The organism is Mycetocola zhujimingii (assembly GCF_003065425.1).
Classification (GTDB): Bacteria; Actinomycetota; Actinomycetes; order Actinomycetales; family Microbacteriaceae; genus Mycetocola_A; species Mycetocola_A zhujimingii.
The window spans coordinates 3,127,660-3,153,958 of record NZ_CP026949.1 but is presented as its reverse complement, the minus strand read 5'-3'; the positions used below and the strand labels follow the sequence as shown (position 1 = coordinate 3,153,958).

22 protein-coding genes are annotated in these 26,299 nt (G+C 65.3%); 8 read left to right on the top strand and 14 right to left on the bottom strand.

Features of this window, described 5'->3' with window-relative positions; all coding sequences use genetic code 11:
• Positions 1-6 precede the first annotated feature (6 nt).
• The 7 genes from C3E77_RS15090 to C3E77_RS15055 all read right to left on the bottom strand — a co-directional run bounded on the left by C3E77_RS15090 (position 7) and on the right by C3E77_RS15055 (position 8,567).
• Positions 7-960, bottom strand: coding sequence for a D-alanine--D-alanine ligase family protein (locus C3E77_RS15090; protein WP_108392822.1), 954 nt, complete (start codon positions 958-960; stop codon positions 7-9).
• A gap of 49 nt (positions 961-1,009) precedes the next feature.
• The gene (locus C3E77_RS15085; protein ID WP_108392820.1) at positions 1,010-2,332 is read right to left on the bottom strand and encodes an aminotransferase-like domain-containing protein; all 1,323 of its coding nucleotides are present in this window, start codon (positions 2,330-2,332) and stop codon (positions 1,010-1,012) included.
• A gap of 140 nt (positions 2,333-2,472) precedes the next feature.
• Positions 2,473-2,796 (bottom strand): thioredoxin, encoded by a 324-nt coding sequence (gene trxA, locus C3E77_RS15080; RefSeq protein ID WP_108392818.1) that lies wholly within the window; start codon positions 2,794-2,796, stop codon positions 2,473-2,475.
• Positions 2,797-2,822: 26 nt separating this feature from the next.
• Positions 2,823-3,797 carry a thioredoxin-disulfide reductase gene (trxB, locus tag C3E77_RS15075; protein ID WP_108392816.1) on the bottom strand — a complete coding sequence of 325 codons (975 nt, stop codon included), beginning with the start codon at positions 3,795-3,797 and terminating at the stop codon, positions 2,823-2,825.
• Positions 3,798-3,990: 193 nt separating this feature from the next.
• Positions 3,991-5,619, bottom strand: coding sequence for a murein biosynthesis integral membrane protein MurJ (murJ, locus tag C3E77_RS15070; RefSeq protein ID WP_108392814.1), 1,629 nt, complete (start codon positions 5,617-5,619; stop codon positions 3,991-3,993).
• Complete coding sequence (locus tag C3E77_RS15065) at positions 5,612-7,753, bottom strand: DUF6049 family protein (RefSeq protein ID WP_108392812.1); 2,142 nt, start codon at positions 7,751-7,753, stop codon at positions 5,612-5,614. The genes murJ and C3E77_RS15065 overlap by 8 nt, the downstream gene beginning before the upstream one ends.
• 460 nt (positions 7,754-8,213) lie before the next feature.
• The gene (locus C3E77_RS15055) at positions 8,214-8,567 is read right to left on the bottom strand and encodes a hypothetical protein (RefSeq protein WP_108392810.1); all 354 of its coding nucleotides are present in this window, start codon (positions 8,565-8,567) and stop codon (positions 8,214-8,216) included.
• Between the two features lie 135 nt (positions 8,568-8,702).
• Between C3E77_RS15055 and C3E77_RS15050 the strand changes: the two genes are divergently transcribed.
• Together C3E77_RS15050 and C3E77_RS15045 are read left to right on the top strand one after the other, a co-directional pair.
• The gene (locus C3E77_RS15050) at positions 8,703-9,083 is read left to right on the top strand and encodes a TraR/DksA family transcriptional regulator (RefSeq protein WP_108392808.1); all 381 of its coding nucleotides are present in this window, start codon (positions 8,703-8,705) and stop codon (positions 9,081-9,083) included.
• Positions 9,084-9,136: 53 nt separating this feature from the next.
• Positions 9,137-9,679 carry an 8-oxo-dGTP diphosphatase gene (locus tag C3E77_RS15045; protein WP_108392806.1) on the top strand — a complete coding sequence of 181 codons (543 nt, stop codon included), beginning with the start codon at positions 9,137-9,139 and terminating at the stop codon, positions 9,677-9,679.
• Here C3E77_RS15045 and C3E77_RS15040 read toward each other — a convergent pair.
• On the bottom strand, positions 9,657-11,804 hold the full coding sequence (locus C3E77_RS15040; protein ID WP_108392804.1) for a RecQ family ATP-dependent DNA helicase: 2,148 nt from the start codon (positions 11,802-11,804) through the stop codon (positions 9,657-9,659). The two genes, C3E77_RS15045 and C3E77_RS15040, sit on opposite strands and share 23 nt — an antisense overlap.
• Before the next feature lie 440 nt (positions 11,805-12,244).
• Positions 12,245-12,637, bottom strand: coding sequence for a YccF domain-containing protein (locus C3E77_RS15030; protein ID WP_108392800.1), 393 nt, complete (start codon positions 12,635-12,637; stop codon positions 12,245-12,247).
• A gap of 52 nt (positions 12,638-12,689) precedes the next feature.
• Between C3E77_RS15030 and C3E77_RS15025 the strand changes: the two genes are divergently transcribed.
• The 3 genes from C3E77_RS15025 to C3E77_RS15015 all read left to right on the top strand — a co-directional run bounded on the left by C3E77_RS15025 (position 12,690) and on the right by C3E77_RS15015 (position 17,712).
• Positions 12,690-14,225, top strand: a complete 1,536-nt coding sequence (locus C3E77_RS15025; RefSeq protein WP_234031236.1) for a DUF7059 domain-containing protein — start codon at positions 12,690-12,692, stop codon at positions 14,223-14,225.
• 87 nt (positions 14,226-14,312) lie between these two features.
• Entirely contained in the window at positions 14,313-14,678 is a 366-nt protein-coding gene (locus C3E77_RS15020; RefSeq protein ID WP_108392796.1) for a hypothetical protein, read from the top strand.
• A 7-nt stretch (positions 14,679-14,685) separates the two neighbouring features.
• Positions 14,686-17,712, top strand: coding sequence for a helix-turn-helix transcriptional regulator (locus C3E77_RS15015; RefSeq protein WP_234031235.1), 3,027 nt, complete (start codon positions 14,686-14,688; stop codon positions 17,710-17,712).
• Between the two features lie 26 nt (positions 17,713-17,738).
• Here C3E77_RS15015 and C3E77_RS15010 read toward each other — a convergent pair whose 3' ends face one another.
• Positions 17,739-18,461: a hypothetical protein gene (locus C3E77_RS15010; protein WP_108392794.1), complete on the bottom strand. Its 723-nt coding sequence runs from the start codon at positions 18,459-18,461 to the stop codon at positions 17,739-17,741.
• A 349-nt stretch (positions 18,462-18,810) separates the two neighbouring features.
• Between C3E77_RS15010 and C3E77_RS15005 the strand changes: the two genes are divergently transcribed.
• Positions 18,811-19,737, top strand: a complete 927-nt coding sequence (locus C3E77_RS15005; protein WP_108393444.1) for a carbohydrate ABC transporter permease — start codon at positions 18,811-18,813, stop codon at positions 19,735-19,737.
• Positions 19,734-20,690, top strand: coding sequence for a carbohydrate ABC transporter permease (locus C3E77_RS15000; protein WP_108392792.1), 957 nt, complete (start codon positions 19,734-19,736; stop codon positions 20,688-20,690). Before C3E77_RS15005 ends, C3E77_RS15000 begins: the two co-directional genes overlap by 4 nt.
• Before the next feature lie 69 nt (positions 20,691-20,759).
• On the opposite strand, the gene C3E77_RS14995 is transcribed toward C3E77_RS15000, so the two are convergent.
• From C3E77_RS14995 to C3E77_RS14985, 3 genes are all read right to left on the bottom strand, one after another.
• Entirely contained in the window at positions 20,760-22,121 is a 1,362-nt protein-coding gene (locus tag C3E77_RS14995; RefSeq protein WP_108392790.1) for an ABC transporter substrate-binding protein, read from the bottom strand.
• Positions 22,122-22,306: 185 nt separating this feature from the next.
• A complete protein-coding gene (locus C3E77_RS14990; RefSeq protein WP_108392788.1) occupies positions 22,307-22,750 on the bottom strand; it encodes an SRPBCC family protein in 444 nt (147 codons plus the stop codon).
• On the bottom strand, positions 22,747-24,249 hold the full coding sequence (locus C3E77_RS14985) for a phytoene desaturase family protein (protein WP_418288081.1): 1,503 nt from the start codon (positions 24,247-24,249) through the stop codon (positions 22,747-22,749). Before C3E77_RS14985 ends, C3E77_RS14990 begins: the two co-directional genes overlap by 4 nt.
• A 191-nt stretch (positions 24,250-24,440) precedes the next feature.
• On the opposite strand from C3E77_RS14985, the gene C3E77_RS14980 reads away from it, so the two are divergent.
• Positions 24,441-25,409, top strand: a complete 969-nt coding sequence (locus C3E77_RS14980; protein WP_108392786.1) for a phosphodiesterase — start codon at positions 24,441-24,443, stop codon at positions 25,407-25,409.
• 130 nt (positions 25,410-25,539) lie between these two features.
• On the opposite strand, the gene C3E77_RS14975 is transcribed toward C3E77_RS14980, so the two are convergent.
• Positions 25,540-25,971: a hypothetical protein gene (locus C3E77_RS14975; protein ID WP_162925042.1), complete on the bottom strand. Its 432-nt coding sequence runs from the start codon at positions 25,969-25,971 to the stop codon at positions 25,540-25,542.
• Positions 25,972-26,299 lie beyond the last annotated feature (328 nt).

Sequence of the window (26,299 nt, the reverse complement as noted above, 5' to 3'; positions counted from 1 at the left end):
CGGGGGTTACTCCCCGGCGGCCGCCATGGCCAGGGCACTGTAAGTCGACGCGAGCGTCAAACCGGCGGCCTCGATAGCCTGGGGTACCAGTGACGTCTCGGTGAGGCCCGGGAGCATATTGGCCTCGAGGAACCAGACAACGCCGTTCTCGTCGACGATGAGGTCGATGCGCGAGATGTGGCGGAGGCCAAGAAGCTCGTGCACCGCAACAGCAGTCTCGCCCGCGCGCCTGGCGATGTCATCCGACACACGTGCCGGTGCGTAAAACGTCGTCTCCCCCGCGTTGTAGCGCGCCTCGAAGCTGTAGACGCCGGAGCGTGGCTGGATTTCGACGGCGGGAAGCGCGACAGGGCCGTGACCCGAGTCGATCACGGCGATCGCGAGTTCGGTGCCCTCGATCTTCTTCTCGATCAGGGCAACGTCCGAGTAGGTGTAGGCGTCGACCATCGCTCGCGGCAGGTCACCGGCATCCGTCACGATCGTCACACCCTGCGCTGAACCACCCTGCGCGGGCTTCACGACGGCTGCTGGGCCGATCCCGTGGACGATCTCCGCGAGTACGCCATTGGCGCCCAGCTCCCGGAACGTCTCGGTGGGCAGGGTCAGCCAGTCAGGTGTCGCAATGCCCGCACGTGAAACCAGAACTTTCGCTGTTGGCTTGAACCAGGCGAGGCCGGCCCCCTCAGCGTGCGAACCGACATAACGGATGCCGCGGGCACGGAGCAGCGCCTGGAGCGCTCCATCCTCGCCGCTGGCACCGTGGAGGGCAGGCCAGACGACGTCCGGGGCTTGTTCCGTGAGCGCGGGCAGCAGGGAAGCATCCGGATCCCGGACCGTCACCGTGTGGCCCGCGGCCTGCAGTTCCTCGGCCACTCGACGCCCCGACCGTAGGGACACGTCTCGCTCGTGCGAGATCCCACCCGAAAGCACGACGATGTTGAGCTTCTTGAAATCTGTCATGATCAGGCCTTTTCTGTTGGTCTGGGTGAGCGGGTCATCGCAGCGGTGCTCAGGACATGTTGGGCGGTGGCGCCGCGAATGTGCCTCGCGACTTGCCTCCGGTCAGCCGCCCGGTGCCGGCGAAAGTGTCGAGCAGATCAAGCTCGCCGTTGATGACGGTCGCCAACCTGCGAATGCCAACGCGGATACTCTCCGGCGTCGGGTAACAGAACGAGAGCCGGATGTTCTGGCGGCCGTCTCCGTCGGCGTAAAACGCGGTTCCGGGTGTGTATGCGACGAGTTCCTTGACGGCCCTCGGCAGCATCGCCTTTGAATCGAGCTGCTCGGGCAGGGTCAGCCAGACGTAGAACCCACCGGTGGGGTTCGTCCAGGTGAGATCGGGCAGGTACTCCCCCAGAGCGGAGAGCATCGTCTCCTTCCGCTCCTGGTAGACGCCGCGGAACGTATTGATCTGGCCCTTCCAGTCGGCCTGATCGAGGTACTGCGAGATCACCAGCTGGCTGAACGACGACGGGCACAGGATCGCGGCCTCATTGGCGAGGATGAGCTTTTCACGGATGGCGTGTGGTGCGAGTGCCCAGCCGACCCGGAAGCCCGGTGCGAGCGTCTTCGAGAACGTGCCGAGGTAGACGACGCCGTCCGATTCGAGTGAACGGAGGGCGGCGGGAGGCTTCTGGTCGAAGTACAGCAGCCCGTACGGGTTGTCTTCGAGCACGAGGATGTCGTTGTCGCGCGCGATCTCGAGGATCTCGGTGCGGCGGGCCTCGGAGAGCGTGACACCGGCCGGGTTGTGGAACGTCGGGATCGTGTAGAGGAACTTGATTTTCTTGCCAGCGGCTTTGAGGCTCGCGATGTGCTCGCGGAGCGCCTCAGGGATGAGACCGTTCTCGTCCATGGGGACGTGGTCGACCTCGGCCTGGTAACTCTTGAAGATCACCATCGCGGTGACGTAGCTCGGCCCTTCGGCGATGACGACGTCGCCCGGATCGATGAAGAGCTTGCTGAACAGCTCGAGCGCGTGCTGGCTGCCCGTCGTGATCACGACGTCGGAAGCGCTGCCCTGGATCCCCTCGAGCGCCATCACCTCGAGGGTCTGCTCCCGCAGCTTCTCGACACCCTGCCCCGAACCGTATTGGAGAGCTGTTGGGCCCTGTTCGCGCATGACGCGATTCATGGCATCCGTCACCAGGTCCTCGGGCAGAGCGGAGACGAATGGCATCCCACCGGCCAGAGAGACGACCTCTGGGCGGCTTGCAACGGCGAACAGGGCGCGGACCTCACTGGCGGCCAACCCGGCCGTACGGGCGGCGTATGAGCCGTACCACGGGTCGAGGTTGTTTCCGGATGAGTGGCGAGAGCCGAGTTCTGACACTGTCTGTTCCGTTCCTGGTCTTTCATCGATGTTAGCCGCCCAGTGGGGATGCCAATTGACCACGGGTGGCTTGAACCAGGAGTTAACGACATCGACCCGCCCGGCATGAGCCGGACGGGTCGATCGTGGAGCCGGACTGGCTAGGCCAGGAAGGCGGACAGGTCGTTCTCGAGAGCTGCCTTCGGCTTGGCGCCGATGATGGTCTGTGCGACCTCGCCACCCTTGAAGACCTTCATCGCGGGGATGGAGGTGATCTGGTACTGCATGGCGAGCTGCGGGTTCTCGTCGACGTTGACCTTGACGATGTCGATCTTGTCGCTGTGCTCAGACGCGATCTGGTCGAGGATCGGCGAGACCATGCGGCAGGGGCCGCACCACTCAGCCCAGAAGTCGACCAGGATCGGCTTGTCGCTCTTCAGAACTTCGGCGTCGAAAGTGGCTTCAGATACTGCACGTGCTGACATTGTTGCTCCTTGTGGGTAGGTAGAAATTAAACGGATGCCGCGACGGCGGATGCGATCTCGGGGTTGTGGTGCGCTTCCTGCTCGAGACTCGCGAGGTAGTGCTCGGCGTCAAGCGCGGCAACGGTTCCGGATGCGGCCGCGGTGATGGCCTGCCGGTAGTTCGGGTCGATGACATCGCCGGCGGCGAAAACACCGGGGAGGTTGGTCCTGGACGAGCGGCCGTCGACGGCGATGGTGCCGTCGCTGGTGAGCTCGAGCTGGCCGTGGAACAGGTGGGTCCGCGGGTCGTTGCCGATCGCGATAAACAGGCCGCCAAGCTCGAGGTGGCTCTCGGTGCCATCGACTGTGTTGCGCAGCGTCACGCCGTTGACGGCGTTCTCACCGGAGATGCCCACGACTTCGGAGTTCCAGACGAACTCGATCTTGTCGTTGGCGAAGGCGCGGTCTTGCATGATCTTCGACGCGCGGAGGGTGTCCTTGCGGTGGATGACGTAGACCTTCGAGGCGAAGCGGGTGAGGAACGTGGCCTCTTCCATCGCCGAGTCTCCGCCGCCGACAACGGCGATCGTCTTCTCCTTGAAGAAGAAACCATCGCAGGTGGCGCACCACGAGATGCCGCGACCTGACAGGCGCTCTTCGTCGGCAAGCCCGAGCTTGCGGTAGGCGCTGCCTGTTGCGACGATGACGCTCGACGCCTCGAAGTCGCCGGAGTAACCGGTCTTGATGGTTTTGACTTCTCCACCGAGGGAGACCTCGGTGACGTCATCGAGGATGATCTCGGTGCCGAAGCGTTCTGCCTGCTCCTGGAACTTGCTCATGAGCTCGGGGCCCTGAATTCCCTCGGGGAAACCCGGGTAGTTCTCGACCTCTGTCGTGTTCATCAGCTCACCGCCGGCCTCAACGCTCGACGCGAGAAGCAGCGGGTTCAGGTTCGCTCGGGCCGCGTAAATTGCCGCTGTGTAGCCGGCAGGCCCAGACCCGATGATGATGACATTGCGCACGGTATTGCTCCTCAAAAGTTCGCTCGACCAGTCCAACACATCTTAGTTGGGCGCTATTCCAGAGGCCCTGTGGAGGCTGTGAGAGGACTGTGAGCGAGGGGTTCAGCGCCCGGTACCGAGCGCATCAGTTGCGGTCGAGAACATCAGGCGGAACGGGTGTTCTCGGCCGGAAGTGGTGTTCTCGGCGTGACGCCTAGCGGCGACGCAGGCGGCGCTTGACCGGCGCGATGGCATCCCGGAGTTCCTCTGAGCGCATCAGCGAGAGAGCGCCCACGTAGAGGGCCAGCATGACGACACCGATGAGTGCCATGGTGAGCACCGCGTTGAGGGGCGACGCCAGTGCCCAGCCGCTGGTGTAACCGCCAAGCACGAAAATCAGGAGAACACCAGCGAGCACGGAGGGGATGGCGGCGACCGTGTAGACGGTGAGGCTCCGGATGATGCGGGACATGTCGAGTCCGTGAATCCGCTTCGCGAGCAGGATGCCGGCTGTCAGCATCTGCACGACGATCGACACAGACATCGACAGCGCGAGCCCGATGCCGATGAACTCCCGCGGCAACTGCGCGCAGGCGAGTGCGAGACCGATGTAGACGGCCGTCTGGACCAGGGTGAAGAAGAAGGGCGTCCGAGTGTCACCGAGGGCGTAGAAGGTGCGCTGGAAGACGAACAGCACGGCGAACGGGACGAGGCTGATCAGGTACCCCATCAGCACGAAGCCCATCGCTGCGGTGTCGGCGAACTGGTCGGTGAACAGGCTTGCGAAGGGGAACGCGACGACGAGGAGCACAGCGGTGGCCAGCACGATGAACAGGGTGATCTGGCGAACCGCAGCCGAGACATCCGTTTTCAGGTTTTCGATCCGGTCTTCACGCACGTGTTCGGCGAGCCGGGTGAAGTACGCGGTCGCGACCGAGAGCGTGATGACCGAGTGGGGCAGCATGAAGATCAGCCAGGCGTTTTGCAGGGTCGCGGGTCCTGCCCCGACTCCCGTTGCGATCAGGGCCACGTTGGTCTGGACCAGGCCGCCGAGCGTGGTGAGGCCGAGCATGGCAAACGACCAGCCCGCAAGCTTTCCGGTGGCGCCGAGCCCGACGCCCCGCCAGGCAAAATCGGGTCGGTAACTGAGTCCGATCCGCTTCCAGAAGAAGAACAGGACGATCGCCTGCGCGGCGACTCCGAGTGTCGCTGTTCCGGCGAGAACGGCGATCATGGTCGGTGTCCAGTCGGTGACGAGCCTGTCACCGTTGGGGTCGGCCCCGAACGCGATCATGAAGACGACGAGCCCGGCCATCGCCACGATGTTGTTGATCACCGGCGACCAGGTGAACGGACCGAATACCTTGTGCGCGTTGAGGATCTCGCCGAGCACCGAGTACAGGCCGTAGAAGAAGATCTGCGGGAGGCACCAGTAGGCGAACGCGATGGCGAGGGCGCGAGTCTCCTCGTTCAGGTTGAGCGAGTAGAGGCTCACGAGTGCCGGGGCGAGCAGCACGGCAGCCACCGTCGCACCGAGCAGCACGACGAAGGTGATCGTCAGCAGCTTGTTCATGTACGCCTTGCCGCCGTCGGCGTGCACGATGGAGCGCACGATCGACGGAACGAGAACCGCGCTGAGAACACCTCCGGCGATGATGACGTAGAGGGTGTTCGGCAACTGGTTGGCAACGCCGAACGCGTCAGCGCTGCGCGAACCGACAAGGCCGATCGTGGATGCAAGGAGCATCGCCTTCACGAACCCGAGGAGTCGGGACACGAGGGTCCCCGAAGCCAGGAATAAGCTCGCGCGGCCGATGCTGTCGTCGTTTGTTGATTTACTCATTGCCGCTTTCGGTGGACATGTGCTGGGCCTTTGCATGGCGCCGTTTACGGATGGTTCGGACAAGGCCACCGAGGAAGAGAGCGACGATGAGACCGCCGATGACGGCGGCACCGATCCCCTCCCAGTCGGCCCTGACACTCACGGGGACCTGGACGCTCCCGCCGATGACGGCGTTCTGTGGCGAATAGAGCTGCACGCGGACCGAGACGTCCCCGTTGCCGAGTCTCGCCTGGACGGGCACGCGAACCGTTTCACGGGAGTTCGCCGGAATGGTCTGTGTCACCGCAGCGTCGACACTGAGCTTGAGGCTCGAGGTGGACGCCTGGAGCACGACGGTGACGGGCTGGTCGAAGTCGTTGCGCACCGAGAACGGCAGCGAGGTCTGGTTGCTCACCATGTTGATCTGGGTCGTGGCCGTAATCGACACCGAGTCCAGGATGGCGGCGGTCTGCTCGTCATGTTCCAGGACGGCGGCGTCCCAGTCAGCGGCGTTGTCACGCCAGGCGACGGCGAGCAGGGCCAGAATCTCAGCCCGCTCTTCGCCCGTGAGGAGTGTGGGGTCGTCGAGGACCGTGGCGAATGACGCGATCTCGGCCTCGCGGGCGCTGAACCGTGCCGCGGTCGCTGTGCGTCCCGCGTCCTCCGGCGTGTCTACCATGGTCACTGTCGCCGGCTCGGCAGAAGCCGCCGCGCTCAGTGACGTGCTCGCCACCAGCGGCAGTGTGGCGAGTGCTGAAAGCGCCTCACTCAACCGGGCGGACGACGGTGGCCATCCTCGGTCGAGGGTGAGGACCAATGAGCGATCAGGTGCCGAACGTTCCGAGCCAACGACCATGATCTGCGCGGCGAGGTCGGCGAGAGCATCCTGCTGCTCGTCAGTGCTGATGGCGGTGACCGCTCCCCGAAGCGCCTCTGACGCTGCAGCATCCGACACAATAAGCGCCGCATCGCCCACCCTCGACGCCGCTCCGGGCGTGTACGAGGCGGTAGAGGCGACGTTGCCGGAGGAGAGGAGTGTCGAGGTCGCCCCGGATGCCGCGAAGACGGGCAGATCGGTCGACACCACGGTGTTATCGGCCGGCCAGACGATGCCCGTCGTGGTGTACGGCCATTCGGTGAGTTCGGCGAGGGTCGGGAGTGGATTCTCGTCGGGGGCCGGATCTGGCGACGGGGTCTCTGTCTCACCGGGCACGGGCTCGCCGGTGGCAGTGTCGTCGGTTGGCTCGCCCGCGAAGTTCGCGGGGTCAAGGCCGAAGAGCAGGGATGTCGGACTCAGGAGGTTCGGGATACCGGCCTGAGCCTGCACGGCGGGGTCAGCATCCGCGGACTGGAGGGGGAAGGTCTCGTTGGTAGCGCGTGAGAGCGTATCAAGCCACGCGACAGCGGACGCCGGTGCCGCGTCGCCGAGGGCACGGATCGACGCGATGATCATCGGGTCTATCCCGAGCGCAACCGGGCGGTCAATGACCCCGTCGAGCTGTCTGGTGAGCACGCCGTTCGGCGAGGTGTAGAAAGCGAGGGCGTCGGCGGTCAGCAGCCCGGTCGTGCCCGGTGGGGCGGTGATGGGCATGACGACCGCGATGCCGAGTGGCGTCGCCGCCGGGTCAGGGCTGTAGACAATGGTGTCCCGCGCCTCAACCACTGTTTCTGCGCTCGTGAAGACGGCGTCGATGGGGTAGACGCCGCCGACCGTGAGCCCGAGTGACTCGGCGGAAACCTCGATCGGCGTGATGGTGTGGGTCGCGCCGGGTTGGAGCGCTGGAACCGGAACTTCGGAGAGGGTGCGGTCGGTGTCGGCCTTCGTAGAGGGGTCAAGCCACTCGGTGAGTGTGTCCCGTGAGGTGATCGAATCGGTACTCGACCTCAGCGTGAGTGCGCCGTCGGCGACGGGGACTGGCGTTGTGTTCTCTACGGTCACCGTGACGGCCATCGTTCCGCCCGCGCCGATAAAGCTGGCGGACTGGCGAATCGACACGGACACGTCCTCGACAGCCGCTGCGGAGGGGGCGGTGACCGCCCGAGCGGTTGCCGGAGGTTCTGAGGCAAGGGCTGGTGGCGTCGCGCCGAGGGACAACAAACCGACCACGGTGGCAAGAAGCACACGCATGGTCAACGGCGGTCGTTTCTGTGTCATAGGCGTTCGCCGGCGCGGATGGTTCCACGTTCCAGCATCGATCGATTCTAGAGGCGGACGCTGGGGGGATGCTTTCAGCGCGCGGGGAACCACCGACCCTGCCGTGGATCTGTGGTTCGCTCACCCTCGGAACACGCCTCAGCCAGTGCGCGTTTTTGGCCGTGCGTCCAACCGTGAATCTCTCGTTCGCGGTAGTAGGCCTCGTCGATCCGGTCATGCCACTCGGCGTACACGAGAGCGGGAGCCGCCACATCGGCAGGGCTGGGTCCGACGCCATGCTGCCTCAAACGGTGCGACAGGTTCCAGGTGCTCCCGGTGACAAAGGCGCCGTCGGCGCGGCGAAGAATGTACACGAACGGCATCGACCAACCCTGCGACCACCGAGGGGTTCGCGGAGCGGATCCGCCGATGCTGTCGGTGACCGGCTGGCCCGGGATGTCTGTGGAGGAGGCCTGTGCGGTTATTCGCCCACCGAGTCCAGCAGAGTCCAGACCGTGCGCGTCAGGTCGGGGTGTTCGAGCGCAATGCTCCTCAACAGGTCATATTCCAGCTGAGCTATATTCTTGCGGTGCATGCCGGCATCCGCGAGATCGCTTCTCGCGGCGTGCTTCGCCATCGCGTACTGGGCGGTCATACCGCGAGCGTCGAGTGCGTCGGCCCGCAACTCGAAGACCACGAGTTCGTCGACCGTGGGGAGGTCGTGGATGAAGTCGTACGGGTCTTCGCCGGCCCGGCATCGATGTTCGATGAGAACGTCGAGTTCGTACCTTGCATAGCGGCGCAACTCGTCGAGGTCCATTCTGGCCATTGTCATCGCGCCTCCTTTGCTCGTCTCCACGTGCGTGTGACCGGGTCCGGTTAAAGGGTACGCGAGGTTTCCCAAGCGCCAAATAGTCGGTGCCGCGCGCCGGTCACCGCGGAATCGGACGCTGGCGTGCGACCATGGAGCATGGACCAGAAACCGCTCGCGAGCAGCACGTTGCGGCACTTTCGCGAGACCCTCGAATCTGAACGCGCCGAACTCCTCGCCCAGCAGGAGCACGTGGCAGCATCCCTGACCGAGGTCCGCGATGCTCGTGACGGCGAACAGGACGATGAACACGACCCGGAAGGGCCGACGCTCACCGCCGAGTGGTCCCGGCTGACGGGCCTGCAGGATGACGCGGTGCGTCAACTCAAGGACATCGATCGTGCACTCGCGCGAATCGACGACCGCAGTTACGGAATCTGCACGCGATGCGGCAAGCCGATCGCACGGGCGAGACTCGACGCCCGACCCGTCGCCGAGCTCTGCATCGACTGCGCTCGGCTCGCTGAAACCGGTCGATAGGGTTACGCTCGGCGGGGTTGGCTGTCTGTGCTCGCGGCACGTAACCTCGCCGTATGACCGAGAGCCCCGCTGACGTACCCGAGGTCTGTGTCTGTTACATCCTCGATGAAACCCCCGAAGACGGTTACCGCGTCCTGCTCGGCGAGAAAAAGAAGGGTCTTGGCCTCGGCAAGCTCGTTGGCCCCGGTGGCAAACTCGAGCCGGGTGAGACCCCCGCGCAGGCGGCGGTGCGGGAAGTTTTCGAGGAGTCCGGGCTTCGGGTCATCGAGGACGACCTCGTGCTGCTCGGTCGGATCAGGTACGAGTTCCCAACGCGCGAGGCATGGAGTCAGGTGTCGTGGGTCTTCGCCACGCGCTCATGGCATGGCGACATTATCGAGTCAGACGAGCTGCTCCTCCGCTGGCACCGCGTCGACGCCATCCCGTTCGACCGGATGTGGGATGACGCCAAATACTGGCTGCCCGGAGTGCTCGCCTCACCTGACGCCGGCGACGTCATCGAGCGGAGGTTCGTGTTTGGCGCCGATCTGTCGACGGTGATCGAGTCGGACCACCCGCTCCCGGCGGGTGCCCCTAGGCCTGGATCGCGAGCGTAAACGGCAGAACGGCGGATGCTCCCGCCTGCCTCAGCACGCGGCCGGCGACGGTAATCGTCCACCGGCTGTCGGTGAGGTCGTCGACGAGCAGAATCGGCTGACCACGGTAACCGTCAAGCGCGGTTACAAGGTCGGGTCCGAGTTCGAACCGGTCCCATACGCTCGACAACCGATAGGCGCTGTTGCCACCGGGTTCGCCCGATGGCCCGCCGTTTTTCAGTTCGAGCGCGCCGAGGTACGGCAGGCGGCCGACATCGGAGAGCGCGCGCGCCACCGAGTCCACCAGAACCGGGCGTCGGCGGGACGGGATGCTGACGACCGCAGCGGGGCGTTCGTCCCAGCCCCACTGGCTCAGCACCCGAATGCAGGCGTCGACCATGGCACGGCTCGCCGGTGCGTCGGTGCCGCCGGCGGCGAAGAGATCGCGCAGGGTGCCTCCCCAGCCCAGGTCGGTGAGGCGCGCGAGTGCGCGGCCGGGTTCGACGCGGTCGGACGGTGCGATCTTGCCCTTCACGGGTACGCCGAGCTGATCGGCACCCGTCGGCCACTGGGCGCGCGGCTCGATGACAACACCGACGCGGTTGAGCGACTGGGAGGCCTGACCTGATGCGTCCTCGCGGATGTCGGTGGGGTACCAGGCCGGTTCCCCCGCTGCTGCCGCACAGTTGTCGCAGCGTCCGCAGGGCACAGCCGTATCGTCATCGAGCGCGCGCTGGAGGAATTCCATCCGGCATCCGGTCGTGCGCTCGTACTCGATCATCGAGTTCTGCTCGGCTACGCGGGCTGCGGCGATCCGGGCGTACCGTTCCGCGTCGTAGACCCACGGTTGACCGGTTGCGACCCAGCCGCCGGTGACCCGCTGCACGGCGCCGTCGACGTCGAGCACCTTGAGCAGGAGCTCGAGCGGGCTGCGTTTGAGGTTGACCCGTGCCTCGAGCGCGGGGGTCGACAGCGGAGCACCGTTGAACGCGAGCTCGTCGATTACCGCGGTGGCTTTCGCCTCATCCGGCATCGACGAGGTGGCGAAGTACTGCCAGATTGCCTCGTCTTCGGTTCCTGGCAGCAGCAGAACGTCCGCGCTGGCCCGTTTGCCGTCGATCATCGCGGCGCGACCAGCGCGACCGACCTGCTGGTAGTACGCGACGGGCGATGACGGGGCGCCGAGGTGGATCACAAACCCCAGGTCGGGCTTGTCGAAACCCATTCCGAGCGCACTCGTCGCGACGAGAGCCTTGACCTGGTTATTTTTGAGCGCTTGTTCCAGGCCCTCGCGGTCGCCGGCATCCGTTCGCCCGGTGTATGCCTGCACCTCGTGGCCAGCCTCACGGAGGAGGCGGGCGGTGTCGTCGGCCGCGGACACGGTGAGTGCGTAGATGATGCCTGAGCCTGGCAGGTCACCGAGGTGGGTGAGCAGCCAGGCCAGCCGCGTGCCGGCGTCGGGCAGACGGAGGACGCCGAGCCTGAGGGATGCCCTGGCGAGCGGCCCGCGGATCGTCACGACCTCGGTGTGGCCGGCTGACTCGAGCTGCTCGGCGACATCGGTGACGACGCGGGAGTTGGCGGTCGCGGTGGTGGCGAGCACGGGAACACCCGTCGGCATTTCGGCGATGAGGTCGCGCAACCGGCGGTAGTCGGGACGGAAGTCGTGGCCCCAGTCGGAGATGCAGTGCGCTTCGTCGACGACGAGGAGGCCGGTGCGCTTCACGAGGCTCGGCAGCTGCTCTTCGCGGAAACGGGGGTTGTTGAGGCGCTCGGGCGAGACGAGCAGCACGTCGACCTCGTCGCGCTCGAGCTTCTGCAGAACATCGCCCCACTCGTGCGGGTTGGCCGAGTTGATGGCGACGGCGCGGACACCGGCGCGCGCTGCCGCTTCGACCTGGTCGCGCATGAGGGCGAGCAGCGGCGAGACGAGGAGGGTCGGCCCCGCGCCCTGGCGGCGGAGCAGAAGGGTTGCGACGAAGTACACGGCCGACTTTCCCCAGCCGGTGCGCTGCACCACGAGCGCACGGCGGCGCTCATCGACGAGAGTGGCGATGGCCTCGTACTGGCCCTCGTGGAAGTCGGCGTCGGGTGACCCGACCAACGTTCGCAGGATTTCGAGGGCGTCGGTACGGGTATTCGTCATGACCCCAGCTTCGCAGGTGCCGCTGACAGCACTGTGCGTGCCGGCGTCGTGCCTGGGACCGTGCTCGTGCTCGTGCCCGTGCCCGTGCCCGCGCTCGTGCTCCCGTGCTCCCGTGCCCTCGCGCGCCGAGCGCTGCAGATACTTGTCGAGCGCGGCAGAAGTATCTGCAGCGCAAGGCTGGATGTGCAGCGCTCGAGTGGGCGCGACCGGTTTTGGCTCGCGCCGCCTTCCGTGTTGGGGCAGGCAGGCCAGCTGGCCGTGGATGCTCGGGCATCGCGTGCGGGTCGGCCCGCGGCATCCGCTCAGCGTGCGCTGGCGTGTCGAGCGCTGCGGATACTTGTCGTGCGCTGCAGAAGTTTCTGTAGCGCAAGGCTGGATGTGCAGCGCTCGAGTGGGCAAGGCTGGATGTGCAGCGCTCGATCGGGCGAAGACGGGACTGATCAGCCCCGCGGCATCCGCTCTGACGAGTCGACGATCTGCTTGCCGAGCGGCAGCAGCGCGACGGGCACCATCTTGAAGTTGGCCCAGCCGAACGGGATCCCGATGATGGTCACGCACAAGAGAACACCGCTGACGATGTGTTCGAGCGCGATCCACCAGCCGGCGAGCAGCACCCAGACCACATTGCCGATCGTCGAGCCGACGCCGGCCGTCGGTTTCTCGACTACTTCCTTGCCGAACGGCCAGAGTGCGTAGACGCCGATCCGGGCGGCGGCGATCCCCCAGGGGATGGTGACGATGAAAATGCACATGATCGCTGCGGCGAGCATGTAGCCGAGGAACAACCAGAATCCCGACAGCACCACCCAGATGATGTTCAGAAGTGTCTTCATAGTGGCCTTAGTCTGACAGCCGACCCTGAGCGTCGGTGACACACTGGTAAGCGTGACTTCAGCGCTCGTGCAACTCCTCCGGCTAGACCTCGAATCCGCCCGCTTCACGGTGACGACGCTCACCGAGCTGTGGGGTGCCGAAGCGGATGCCGCGCTTCACCGCAACGAGAGAGTGCCTGCGCTCCGCGCGCTCGCGGCGAAGCGCAGGGACGCAGACCCCGAGGCATCCGCGACGCTCGCGACCCTGTTCGTGCTCGGACTCCCCGTCACGCACGATGACCTGGTCGCTGCACTCCCGAACCTCGGCGCCGACGGTGCTGTTGAGCTCGGGATGGTCGACGTGGTGGGCGCCGAGGCAAGGCCTCTGATCGACCTGAGGCCGTACAGCTTCGTCGACTCCCACGGCGCGGGCAGCTGGTGGATCGCATCCGACCTCGGCGAGCTGGTGCTCGGGCGTCCGCTCGGCGAAGAACACGTGCTCGGTGTCGGCGGTGCATCCACGACGCTCAGCGGGCTGATGATGCAGACCCCTGTCGGACGGGTGCTCGACCTCGGTACCGGTTGCGGCATCCAGGCGATGCACGCCGCCCGCCACGCGACCCACGTGGTCGCGACGGATATTTCGGCTCGGGCGCTCGAACTCGCCGCGCTCAACGCCGAACTCAACTCGATCCACAACATCGAGTTCCGGCTGGGGAGCCTGTTCGAACCCGTGCGCGGAGAGCGATTCGACCAGATCGTGTCGAATCCGCCGTTCGTCATCACTCCGAGGGCCGACGGTGTTCCTGCCTATGAATACCGCGATGGCGGCATGGAGGGCGACGCGCTCGTCGAGGCCGTTCTGCGCGGTGCCGCCGCACACCTCACGCCCGGTGGTGTTGCCCAGCTGCTCGGCAACTGGGAGTACCGGGTGGGGCAGGATGCGTTCAGGCGCGTCGGTGGCTGGATCGACGGCACCGGCCTCGACGCCTGGATCATCGAGCGCGACACCCAGGATCCGGCGCAGTACGCCGAGACCTGGATCCGCGACGGCGGAACGAAATCGGGCACACCCGACTTCGACCGGTTGTACAACGCCTGGCTCGATGACTTCGATGCACGACGGGTCACCGCTGTCGGGTTCGGATACATCACACTGCGGATGCCACTGGCGGGCGAGCCATCGCTGCGGCGACTCGAACGGATGCACGGTGCGCTCGGCGCCAATGAGTCCGGCCTTGGCGTGCACCTCTCATCGGTGCTCGCCGCGCACGACTGGCAGAAGGTCCGCGATGACGAGGAGCTGGCATTGTCGCGCGTCACCGCAGCACCCGACGTCACGGAGGAGCGCCACTACTGGCCGGGAGACGAAGACCCCACCGCGATGCTGCTGCGACAGGGCAGTGGTTTCGGGCGAACGGTCCGAATGGATACCGCGCTGTCCGCCCTCGTCGGCGCGAGCGACGGTGACCTGACGATCGGCGCTGTGATCGCGGCCATCGCGCAGTTGCTCGAGGTCGATGTCGCCGAATTGCTCGCCGAGCTGATGCCCCGGGTCCGGAGCCTGATCGACGACGGGTTCCTGATCCCCGTCGACGAGTCTGAGTAGCCGCCGGCAGCAGAGATAGGGCATTCGCCCGATACTGCGTGCCCTCCTTAGAGAACACGATGGAGTCATCAATCTCAGGAGGACACCATGCAGATCTCAGGCGAATACGGAACCGAACTTCTGCTCCGCTATTCCGAAGAGGAGCTCAGGCGGCAACTGGAGTTCCGCCGGGTGGCCGAGGAACGTGCGGGTGAATCGCGCGGCGACGCCGGACTGGCCAGCGTCGTCCGGCCGTCGAGGCTCACCCGCTTCGCCCGGTTCCTGTTCCGCGAGAATACCGCGGCGGGTGGACCCGAATGGATCCGCCCCGTTCAAGGATCATCGGCGACTCCCGAACCCGTGCTGCCGCCGGCTCGCGTCGAGGCAGGCCCGTCGGTCACGAGCGTTGGGCCGGAGAGTTCCGCGGAACGCGATGATGAGCGGATGCCGGTGATGGCCGGCTCCCGACGGTAGCGCGATAGTGACGGTGCCGGTCGATATCTTCGCCCGGGAGTCAGCACCGGCCACGGGTTCGGGTACCTCGACGCGTGTCGGTGCCCCGTGGCACGATGAAGAGGTGAGGTCACCGGCGTCGAGTCCAGCCATGATCGGGCGTGAGTCCGAACTTGCGCAACTGCACGCGGTCTTTGACCAGGTCCTCACCGGTCGCCCGCAGGGTGTCGTGATTTCGGGTGAGGCCGGAATCGGCAAAACCCGCCTGATCGAGGAGTTTCTCGGTCTGGCATCCGCCGACGCGCTTGTGCTGACCGGGCAGAGCGTCGACCTCGGTGCGGTTGGGGCGCCGTACTCTCCCATCCAGAGTGTTCTTCGCGGCCTTGTCGCCGAGCTCGGCCCGGAGGCCGTGCTCGAGGCGAGTGGGCCCGGGGCAGAGGCCCTCACCGCCCTCCTGCCCGAACTCGGCGCCCAGGGTGCTGACCCGGCGGGCGCGGCGCTCAATCGACTGCACGACACCGTCACCACCCTCTTCGAGAGCGTGTCACGGCGGACTCCCCTCGTTATCGCCATCGAAGACCTGCACTGGGCGGATGAGGGCACCCTCGACCTCCTTCGTTTCCTGCTCCGCGTGCTCGGCCGTGGCCGCATTCTCGTTGTCCTCAGTTTCCGCTCCGAAGACGTGGCGCGAGGGCATCCGCTCAGATCGCTACTCAGCGAACTCGACCGAAGCCGGAGCGTGACCAGGGTCGAACTGGTTCGGCTCACGAAGGAGGAAGTGCGCAGGCAGGTGGCTGCGATTCTCGGGTCCGAGCCGGATGACGAGGCGTTCGACAGCGTCTACGCACGCAGTGAAGGAGTGCCGTTCTTCGTCGAAGAACTCATTGGCTTCGGGTCGACGAGTGAGGGCGAGTTGCCCTGGACCCTGCGGGAGCTTCTGCTCGCCCGTTACGAACGACTCAGCGACGAGTCACAACAACTGCTCCGCCTGATCTCCGCCGGGGGCGTACGCGTCGATCACGACCTGCTTTCGGCATTGTTCCCCGGCGAGCCCGAGCAGCTCGATGCCGCCGCGAGGGAGGCTGTGCTTGCCAACATCCTCGTGGCGGATGAACGCAGTTACGCCTTCAGGCACGCACTGGTCCGGGAGGCCATTCATACGGATCTGCTGCCTGGCGAGCGAACCAGATTCCACACCAGGTTTGCTGAGGTCCTTGAGTCGCTGTCGGGTGACCGTCGCGTCGCGGCGGAGATTTCCTATCACTGGCTGGCTGCCCACGACACGCAGCGCGCCTTCCCCGCGACGCTCGACGCGATGACCGAGGCCAGGGTGACCCACGCCTATGGCACCGCGGCACAGATGGGCGAGCGTGCTCTCGAGCTGTGGGACCAGGTTCCCGATGCGGAGAAGGTCGCCGGGCGGCAGAAGATCGATCTCCTCGCGCAGACGGCATCCGCCCTCCGTAATGCCGGGGAGGGTGAGCGCTCCCTCGCGATGATCAATGTTGCGCTCGAGGAGAGTCCCCGCAGCGAGACCCTCCGCTACGCCCGGTTGCTGAGGGACAAGGCGCTGTACCTCGGCAATATCGGCAAACCGGGCTCGATTCCGTTGCTCAGGGAAGCCCTCGAACTCGTGCCGCCGGGCGCAACGGGAATGGCGGGCACAACCGGACTCGCGCGTGCGCCGATGAGCGCCGGCGAATTACGGTCGGCACTTCTCACCGCGCTCGCCGGTCGACTGATGCTCGCGGCGCGCATGGACGAAGCGATCGAAACAGCCCGTGAAGCGCTCCGCGAAGCAACGGATGCCGGTTCAGACCGGCACGCATCGATCGCCTCGAACATCCTGGGTACGACCGAGATCAACGTCGGTCGATTCGAGGAGGGACGTGCGCATCTCGACGAGGCGCTGGCGCTCTCGCAGAACGAGACAAGTGCGCGGTTGCGCTATCGGGTCAATGCCTCCGACAGTGAATACCTCCTCGGGCATTATGCGGAGGCCGTGAGTATCGCTGAACTGGGCATCCAGCGCGCCCGCGAACTGGGCGTCGAACGCAGTTCGGGCATCATCCTCAAATCAAACGCCGTAGACCCCCTCATCGCTCTCGGCCAGTGGGAACGGGCCGACCAGTACATCGACAGCGCCGTTCGCCTGTTGCCGTCGCCCACGTTCAACGCCTACCTCAACCGGGCACGGATGTTCCTGCTGACCTGGCGGGGCGAGACGGATGCCGCGTACCGGCTGTACCGCAGCGCACGTGGGCACGCGCGTGAACTCGGTGAGTCCGAGATGCAGGTCCGGCTCAGTTTTCCGCGTGTCGCGGCCGAGCTTCACCTTGCCCGCGGTGCAGTGACCGAGGCGTGGGCGGAGATGGATGTGCTCCTCGACGGCGGCCACACGCCCGTCGCCGGGTATGAACTTCCGTTGCTCGCAACGGCCGCTCGCACGCTCGCCGCCCTCAGGCGCGCCGGTGGAGCCCCCGAGGATGACGATGCAGAGGACCGGCTCCGGGCGCTGATCCGGCGGGTGGACTGGTGGCCGACGGCATCACTCTGGTCCACGATCTTTGACGCCGAACTTTCGGGGTCACGAGGGGTAGGCGATGATCCCGGCGCGTGGCAGCGTGCGGCGGCCGTCGTCGCCGCCGATCCGGCTGCCCAGGCGCACCTGCCGTCGTACACGGCCCTCCGACTCGGGCAGGCGCTCGTCGAGGCCGGTGAACGACACGAGGCTGTCGCGGCTCTCCGAGAGGCGGTTCGCGGGGCTGAATTGCTCGGCGCTGACCTCGTCAGGCGCACCGTGGTGGGTGTTGCCGAGCGTGCCGGGCTCACCCTCGACGACGTACCGATCAGGCGGACGACGAACGCGACGGAGCTCACGCTCCGCGAGCAGCAGGTCCTCGACCTGCTCGGACAAGGCCTGACCAACCGCCAAATCGGCGAACGCCTCTTCATCAGCGCGAAGACCGCCAGCGTGCACGTCTCAGCGATTTTGCGAAAGCTCGGCGCGTCGAGCCGAACCGAGGCTGCGTTCCTGGCGCGCGAGTCCGCCTGAATCCTCGTGACGGCTCCGCAGGTTCTCTACGCATCCGGCGGTGCTGCCGCGTGCGTGGGTGAACCGTGCATCCTGAGTGCGGCGAGCAGCGCACGCACTCCCCCGTTGGGTGAGGTGAGCACGCGGGTCGGAAGCTCAACCCCGTGAAGCGCCTCCGCCATCGACGCCTGGGCGAGAACGAGAACATCTGCGCGGGCGGCGAATTCGATCGCTGCGTCCCGGATCAGGGCGTCATGGCCCGCGATGTCACCCCGTTCCCTGGCATCCTCGGCGCCGTCGACGACCGTGACATCGACCGTCAGGTCGGGGTGAGCGGCTGCGAACCGTTCGAGCAGGCGTCCGGTGGGCCCGACGGTGGAAGGACGGGTTACGAGTACTTCGACGTGCCCCGTGCGGTCTTCGCGGCGGGCCGCTTCGGTCGCGATCGTCACGGCCTGTTCGGCCATCGCCTCGTCGACCCGAACAACGGGAACCGTTGAGTCGACCTGCTCCGCAACCTCAGCGGTCGATGCGCAGGTGACGAGAATGGCCAGGGCACCGGATTCTTCGAGGTGCCTGATGTGGGCGGCGACACGGTCGGTGGTTTCCTGTGTCACTCCTCCGTCGGGATCCGGGTCGAGCAGCCCGGCGTCCACAATATGGACTGATTCGACAGTGGGATGAGCCTCGTGGAGTGCTGAAGAGAAGGACTCCGCGAGAGCGGGGACTGTGTGCAGCAGGCCGACCCGCTGCGAGGATTGCGTGGTCATGAGTACTCCTGCTCGAAAGACCTGATCGAAGGTCGAGCACACTATGTCACAGTCCCGATGTGGCCAGTAGGGAGGATGGTCAACCCTGTCGCCGGATCATCGGTACCGCGACGACGGCATGATAGCCGGATTATTTCTGCTGAGAATGTCTTGCCGACTTCTCCGTTCGCTTCTAGAGTCCCGTTGTAGTGGCGCTGCAAAACGGCGTGGTTTTCAGCACTGTCCCGAACCTGACACAGGGAAGAAGCATGAAAAGACGAATCTTCAGGGCGTCTCGGACACGGGACCGTTCGTGACCAGCGTCGTCGGCCACGCAGATGGCCGTGATACGAAGGCAAGCGCTGGGCGCGTGCGCCCTCGCCGGGCGCCCAAGCGAACCTACAACCGTCGCGAAGCCATCGCCGGCTATCTCTTTATCGCTCCATGGGTGATCGGGTTTTTGATCTTCACCCTCGGTGCGATGGTCTACAGCCTCATTATCTCGTTCAGCGATTACAACCTCGCAGCGAACACCTCGACACCCGTTGGTTTCGCAAACTACGCCCAGCTCTTCGAGGACCCGAAGGTCGGTCTCGCTCTGGGCAATACCCTCGTATACGCGCTCATGGCTGTCCCACTCGAGATTGCGTTCGCGTTGTTTCTGGCGATGCTGCTCGCTCGCGTCGGAAGGGGTGCAGGCTTTTTCCGCACCGTCTACTACCTGCCCAAGATGACCCCGACGGTCGCGACGGCATCCGTCTTTCTCCTTCTCCTCAACGGCAACTCGGGCGCCATCAACCAGGGGCTTGGCCTTCTCGGCATCGAAGGCCCGCAATGGCTCGTCGACCCCGCGTGGGTGAAACCGTCGATTGTGTTGATGACGCTGTGGACCGTCAGCGGAACAATGGTGATCTTTCTCGCAGCCTTGAAAAGCGTGCCCCGTGACCTGTACGAGGTGGCGTCGCTGGACGGCGCCGGGCCGGTGCGGAAGTTCTTCTCGATCACCGTGCCGATGATTTCGAGCGCGATCTTTTTCAACGTGATCGTGTTGACGATCGGGGCGTTTCAGGTGTTCGACCAGGCGTATCTCCTGTTCTGGCGTGACCAGTCCAACGCGTCACCGGAGTCGTCCTTGTTTTACGCGGTTTACCTGTTCCAGCAGGCGTTTCGGCAGTTCGATTTCGGGTTCGCAGCGGCGATGGCATGGCTGTTGTTCATGATCATCATGCTGATCACCTTCATTCAGATGAAGTTCGGCAACCGGTTTGTGTACTACGAGGGAGATGACCACACATGAGCGTGACTGAGTCATCGCCGGACGCCGTCAGGCTCAAGGGTCAGGTGATCGGGGAGCAGACGGTTGCCGGCACGCCCCGAAACGGTCCGAAGGTCGACCGTTGGTACAAACCGAAGAGTGTCCTCGGCAAGGTGATTCTCTGGATCGCACTCATCGTTTTCGCGCTGTTGTTCATGTATCCGTTCGTCTGGCTACTCGCAGCGAGTCTCAAGCCACGTGGACAGGTGTTCGACAACTCGCTGATCCCGCGCACCTGGGTTCCCGAGAACTATGTCGAGGTCTGGGATCAGTTACCCCTGGTCAGCTGGATGTTCAACAGCCTTTCGATTGCCTTGCTCGCGGCACTGGCCGTTGCCATCTCGAGTTCGGTCGTGGCATTCGGCTTCGCCTACTTCAAGTTCCCGGCACGCAACCTGCTGTTCGGGCTTGTCCTCGCGACGATGATGTTGCCGGGTGCCGTCACAATGATTCCCCAGTACCTCATCTGGAAGGAACTGGGCCTGATCGGAACGTGGGTGCCGCTCTGGGGAGCGAATCTCTTCGGCTCTGCGTTCTACATTTTCCTGCAGAGGCAGTTCTTTCTCGGACTCCCGCGCGAGCTGTTTGAGGCCGCTCGCATCGACGGCTGCAGCTACTGGGGCCTCTTCCGACGCATCGCGATGCCGCTGTCGATCCCGTCGTTCATCATTGTCTTCGTTTTCGAGTTCCAGGCCAGCTGGAACAACCTTCAGGCGTCGCTCATCTACCTCAACGCGGGTTCGGTCGAGGGATTCACCGCCCCGCTCGGGATCGCGTACGCGATGACGAAGTACAGCCCCACCGCTGGCGGCCACGGCGATTACCAGTACGTGATGGTGGCGTCGCTCATCATCACCCTGCCCATGCTGTTGATCTTCGCCTTCGGCCAGCGTTACTTCATCGAAGGGGTGGCCACGCAGGGGCGAAAGGGCTGAGCTTTCCCTCACCCAGAAAGAACGGGTAACCCAGGAGGGTTACCCGTTCTTTGTGAGTGACGTGGGACGTTAGTTCACGACCTTGTCGTATGCCCGCATCGCCGCGTCCTGAGCGTCGGCGAGAGCATCCTCAGACGACTTGTCACCCAGCAGCGCCGATGTGACCGCGTTCTTCAATTCGGTCTGGATCTCCTGCCCCGCGGCGGAAGCGCCGTACGACTCGCCCTCTCCGACGACCTCATAGAAAGTGGCGATCGTCTGGTCGAAGCCAGCGTTTCCGCTCTCCTTGACGAACTGGTCGCGAATTGCCTCGTCGGCGGCCGGAGATCCGGTGAACAGACCGGTGTTGATCGCTCCCGGGCTGTCGGAGATCGTCGCCGCGCGCGCTTCTCCCGCAGCCAGCCACGCGTCCTGGGAGGTGAGTTCCAGCGCCCAGGCGCAGGCGGCATCCGCATTCTTCGCTCCAACAGGGATTACGAACGCGGTTCCGCTGGCGACCGAGAAGGGCTCACCCTCGATGTTCTTGAATGGGACAGCCTCGATCTGGACCTCATCCACGTACGGGCTCAGGACGTTCACGTACCACTGCGCGTTCACCTGCGCGGCGACCTGGTCAGCAACGTAGGGGTTGTTGTCGCCGAATGCATCGAAGGAGTCGGTGAAGCTCCTGTACTTCGCGTATCCGCCCTGGGCGTCGAACAGCTGCTTGAGGAAGTCGAGCGCCCGGGCGTTCTCGGGCGAATCGAGAGCCGGCACACCCTCGTCATCCATAATCTCCCCGCCGAAGCCGAGGAGCCACAACCCGGCCTGGTTGACGCCGACGGAGTCGAAGCCGAGGACTGTGGGGTTCCCGCCCGATGCGGTGTACATCTTGCCGATGGCCGCGAGGAGCACGTCGGGCTTTGAGGTGTCGATCTGGTCAGCCGTAACGCCTGCCGCGTCCATGACGCGTTTGTTCAGGATGATTGCCGGTGGCTGGTAGAACTGCGGGACTCCCCACACTTTGTCGTCCCACTCAACGTCATCCACGACCGACTCGTAGTACTGCTCGTCAGGGTCGACGCCGTGCGTGGCGAAGCACTCGTCGAGAGGGGTGATGAGCCCTTGCGCCGCATACGTACCGACGAACTGGCGATCCATCTGCACCACGTCCGGGACATTTCCGCTGGCGACCCTCGTCGTGAACTTCTGAGCGTCGAATGCCGTTTGGTCGATCTCGATGTCGACGTCCGAGAGCTGCTTCTCGGCGTACTCGAGCCGCGACGTTCCGACGTCGTCGGCGTTGTCGAATCCCCAGGCGGCCAGAGCACCGGACGGGCTGTCGCTGAACGACACGTCCGCCGTTTCGCCGCCGCCCCCGCTGCATCCCGTCAGGACGAGCACGGATGCCGCCACAGTCACCGCAATCAGCCGCTTCTGCCTCTGAACCATCGAATTCCCTTCGTTGAGTCACGAGGCCATCCGCGGTCGGCCACCGTGCCGAAAAATCATCAGCGAAACTGCTGCTCAGCTGAAGTTATCGACGGGGTTGACGACCAGCAAGGGGCTTGCGCATCCGCGTGATTCCGGGTTCGCTTCTCTTTTCTGCATCGCGAGACGCTTTCCGCGGACGCGCGTCAGTTGGCGGTTGCGCCGCCCTCGGCGAGATAGGCGAGGCGCTGCAGCGTTTCCGTGTTGCGCGCGTGCAGCATCAGCCGGCGGATGGGCTCCGGGATGAGGCGACCGGGACCCTCGACGGCGTCTTCGGTGATACGCACGACACAGTTTTCCCCGCGAGGCTTCACGTCGAGGGTGACGTGCGCCACTCCGATCGGCCAGCCGCGGGCGCGGACCTTCATGTGCCGGGGCGGATCCCACTCCAGCACAGAGGTCGAGTCGTTGATGAGGAAGGGCCAGACGCCGAACGAGTGGAACAGCTGGGCCCCTTCGGTGGGCCAGGAGTCATCGACGTCTCGCATTCGCGACGCACCGACGACCCAGCTCGGGTAGAGCCATCCGTTGGCCAGTACCTCGAAGACGCGTTCCGGGCTCGTGTGGATGAGTCGATAGTTGACGCTCATTGCTGCCTTCCGAGTAGCTGGTCTGATGTGGGCGAGAGTGAGGGAGGTGTCGTGATGCCGAATCTGTCGCGGAGGGCGAGCAGTGCCGCGTTCCAGCCGGGCATTCCGTGCACGCCTGGCCCTGGTGGGGTCGATGACGAGCAGAGGTACAGGCCGGCGACCGGAGTCCGCCACGGGTTCAGCGAGAGGGTGGGGCGCGCGACGAGCTGGAGCATGTCAACGTCACCGGCGGAGATGTCGCCGCCGACGTAGTTGGGGTTGTACGACTCGTACTCGACGGCCGACTTGTGGGCGCTGGCGAGGATCAGGTCGCGGAAACCGGGTGCGAACCGTTCGATCTGCCGGGTAATCGCCTCGGTCCTGTCCTCGGTGGAGCCCGCAGGAACGTGTGTGTACGCCCACAGTGTGTGCTGGCCCTCCGGTGCTCGCGTCGAATCGAAGACGCTCGGCTGCGACACGAGGACGTAGGGATTCGACGGATGCCGTCCGCTGGCGACGTCGTGCTCAGCGGTTGCGATCTCCTCGCGGGTACCGCCGAGGTGGAGCGTGCCGGCCTCGCGCAGGGTTTCGTTGGCCCAGGGAACAGGCCCTGACAGTGCGAAGTCGACCTTGGCAACGGCGTTGCCGTAGCGGAATTTGCCCAGCCGCCTGGCGTAACCAGCGGGTAGGCGGTTCCCGGCGATCTTCACGAGGCCGCGCGCGCTCGTGTCGAGCAGGACAGCCCTGGCCGGGGGCAACTCGCGGAGGTGGGTGACCTCGGAACCGGTGACGATCTCGCCACCGTGCGCCGTGACATCCGCCGCCATCGCGTCGACGATCGACTGGCTGCCGCCGATCGGGACCGGCCAGCCCTCAGCGTGCGCGAGGGTGGCGAGCACGAGCCCGGCGGCGGTCGGGGCGAGGCTCGGCAGCGGCCGGATCGCGTGCGCGAGCACGCCGGTGAGCAGCGCGGGGGCGGCATCGTCGTGCCAGCGCACATTCCACAGTGGACTACCCTGCTCCAGGGCCCGCAGTCCGAACCTGGCCATGGTGATCGGATGCTTCGGCACACGAAGAAGGCTGCTTCCGACGAAGCCCGCAACCGAGGATCCGTGTGAGACGAGCGGCTCGAACAGTTGTCGCCAGCTGGCGCCGTCACGCCCGAGATCCTCGACGGTGCGGTCGAGAGAGTGCCAGGCGAGGCCGGCGCGCCCGGAGTCGAGGGGCTGGGCGTAGGAGAGCTCGGGAAGCGCGAACGGGATGCGGTCGGTCAGCCCGAATCGGGAGAAGAACTCGGAGGCCAGGGCCATCGGGTGAACGGCAGAGCAGGTGTCGTGGCGGAATCCCGGAAGGGTGGCCTCTGAGGTGCGTGAACCGCCGCCGATGGTGTCGGCGCGCTCGTACACGCGAACGGACAGACCGGCTCGAGCCAGTGTGACGGCGGCGGCGAGGCCGTTCGGACCCGCTCCGACAACGATTGCATCAGGCTCAGACATCTCTCGCAGTATGCCAGCGACCACCCTCAGGATCGACCCCTTGACGTGGCTGCGCGGAAGACGATTCGATCTCCGCATGCCGTCTGACATTCGCCTTTCGTTCGGACACCGGGCGTGTCGCATTCACCTTTCGTTAGGAATGTTCTGATCAAATGGCAGTTAACACCTAGGGTGGACACCACGAAGCACCACCGCCAAACCCGATTGGACGGATTGTGATAGAGCGCACGGCCGAGTATCCGAGGCCGGACCACTTCCTTCTGCACATCAGCGACACTCACCTTTTGGCCGGAGGTAACAGGCTTTACGGCTCGGTCGACAGCGAGCAACACCTCAGGCAGGTGTTCACCGAGCTCGAAGCCTCAGGGGGTCGGCCGGAGGCCATCATCTTCACCGGGGACCTCGCCGACAAGGGCGAGCCGGACGCCTACGAGCGCATCAGGCGCATTGTGGATCCGGCGGCGAGTCGGCTGGGTTCGCAGGTGATCTGGGTCATGGGCAACCACGACAAACGAGAAGCTTTCCGCGCCGGTCTGTTCAACGAGGTGCCGACCTCGAGGCCCGTTGACCGGGTCTACGACGTCAATGGGCTGCGCGTCATCACGCTCGACACCTCGGTTCCTGGCCACCACTACGGCGAAGTATCGAGCGACCAGCTCGACTGGCTTGCCGAGGAGCTTTCGGTGCCTGCGCCGGACGGAACGATCCTCGCGTTGCATCACCCACCGGTGCCGAGCGTGCTCGACCTCGCAGCCAGCGTTGAACTCCGTGACCAGGGCAGTCTTGCTGAAGTGCTCGAGGGCACCGACGTCCGGAGCATCCTCGGTGGTCACCTGCATTACTCGTCGATGGCGACGTTTGCAGGTATCCCGGTGTCAGTGGCATCCGCCACCTGTTACACCCAGGACCTCACCGTCCCGGTCGGTGGAACCCGCGGGCGTGACGGTGCCCGGGCGTTCAACCTCGTGCACGTGTATCCCAACACTGTGCTGCACTCGGTTGTGCCGCTTGGCTCGTTCCCAACGCTCGATTACATCGATCCGCAGGAGAGCGCAAAGCGTCTCGACGTGCTCGGTGTTCACATCGCCGCGCCGATTACCGGCGAGCCGGTTCCGACGCAGACGGCTCCGACACCCGTTCACCGGAGCGCTCCGCCAACGGAGTCGATCCCGGTTCTCGTCTAGCCCTCCCCGGGGTCGCCCTCGCCCGGCGTGCCCGCGAGAACATCAATTCCGGCCGAGCGCATCAGTTGCGCGGGATGTTCTCGACCGCAAGTGATGCTTTCGGCGGACAATGCGCGATGGCATCCGTTTCTCACCCTTGGTGGCGGCGTGGGATGACCCTGCCCCAGGTCGCCTCCCCGTTCAGCAGGACGAGCGAGACGGTGTCGTTGAATCCGCCCGTCCACAGGTCGATCCAGGCCGGCTGGGACGAGCGGGTGTCGGTGCGTGGATTTCCCGCGGTTGCGAGTGCAGCGAGCTCGGCCTCATCCAGCCAGGCTGGGTCGCATCCTCCGCCACAACCGCATCCTTCGTAGGCAACCGCAGCGCCCGAGCGCATGAGGGCCACTGCTTCCTGCGCGGTGAGCTTCCCTTCCCGGCGCAGGACATTTCCCTGCAGATCGATGAGGTGACCGCCGCGGTCGAATCTGCCCGGAGTCACTGGATCAGGGGCGGTTTCGCGTTTCGGTGCGGCGCGGAGCTCTGCGGCGATCTCTGCGAGGGAGGGGCGTCGGGTCTTCGGCACCTGCTGAGCGTCGCACACGCTGCGCTCGCACCGCTACTCTCCCGTTCGCGCCCGACACCGTGAGCATGCCCTTCGCCGGCACCCACCCCTCGCGCTGAGTTCACTCGCTGCGGACGAGTTCACCCGCTATCACGAGTGATCTTGTCCGGAACGAATGTTTTCGCGCGCAGCGACCGAGGACATCAGCTGCGGTCGAGGGCACCAGTTCCGCCGGATGGTCTCGACCGCAACGGGTGATCTCGCTCGGCGCTCGCGCGGTTTGGAGTGACGGCATCCGCTGGTCATCGACGCGAGCGGATGCCCGCCTTCACGTCGCTGTGCGCCGCGG

What these genes read in the sequence shown, in the direction of transcription:
- C3E77_RS15090 (WP_108392822.1), bottom strand. Translation starts at nt 960, where the DNA reads ATGACAGATTTCAAGAAGCTCAACATCGTCGTGCTTTCGGGTGGGATC.
- trxA (WP_108392818.1), bottom strand. Translation starts at nt 2,796, where the DNA reads ATGTCAGCACGTGCAGTATCTGAAGCCACTTTCGACGCCGAAGTTCTG.
- murJ (WP_108392814.1), bottom strand. Translation starts at nt 5,619, where the DNA reads ATGAGTAAATCAACAAACGACGACAGCATCGGCCGCGCGAGCTTATTC.
- C3E77_RS15065 (WP_108392812.1), bottom strand. Translation starts at nt 7,753, where the DNA reads ATGACACAGAAACGACCGCCGTTGACCATGCGTGTGCTTCTTGCCACC.
- C3E77_RS15055 (WP_108392810.1), bottom strand. Translation starts at nt 8,567, where the DNA reads ATGACAATGGCCAGAATGGACCTCGACGAGTTGCGCCGCTATGCAAGG.
- C3E77_RS15050 (WP_108392808.1), top strand. Translation starts at nt 8,703, where the DNA reads ATGGACCAGAAACCGCTCGCGAGCAGCACGTTGCGGCACTTTCGCGAG.
- C3E77_RS15045 (WP_108392806.1), top strand. Translation starts at nt 9,137, where the DNA reads ATGACCGAGAGCCCCGCTGACGTACCCGAGGTCTGTGTCTGTTACATC.
- C3E77_RS15040 (WP_108392804.1), bottom strand. Translation starts at nt 11,804, where the DNA reads ATGACGAATACCCGTACCGACGCCCTCGAAATCCTGCGAACGTTGGTC.
- C3E77_RS15030 (WP_108392800.1), bottom strand. Translation starts at nt 12,637, where the DNA reads ATGAAGACACTTCTGAACATCATCTGGGTGGTGCTGTCGGGATTCTGG.
- C3E77_RS15020 (WP_108392796.1), top strand. Translation starts at nt 14,313, where the DNA reads ATGCAGATCTCAGGCGAATACGGAACCGAACTTCTGCTCCGCTATTCC.
- C3E77_RS15010 (WP_108392794.1), bottom strand. Translation starts at nt 18,461, where the DNA reads ATGACCACGCAATCCTCGCAGCGGGTCGGCCTGCTGCACACAGTCCCC.
- C3E77_RS15000 (WP_108392792.1), top strand. Translation starts at nt 19,734, where the DNA reads ATGAGCGTGACTGAGTCATCGCCGGACGCCGTCAGGCTCAAGGGTCAG.
- C3E77_RS14995 (WP_108392790.1), bottom strand. Translation starts at nt 22,121, where the DNA reads ATGGTTCAGAGGCAGAAGCGGCTGATTGCGGTGACTGTGGCGGCATCC.
- C3E77_RS14990 (WP_108392788.1), bottom strand. Translation starts at nt 22,750, where the DNA reads ATGAGCGTCAACTATCGACTCATCCACACGAGCCCGGAACGCGTCTTC.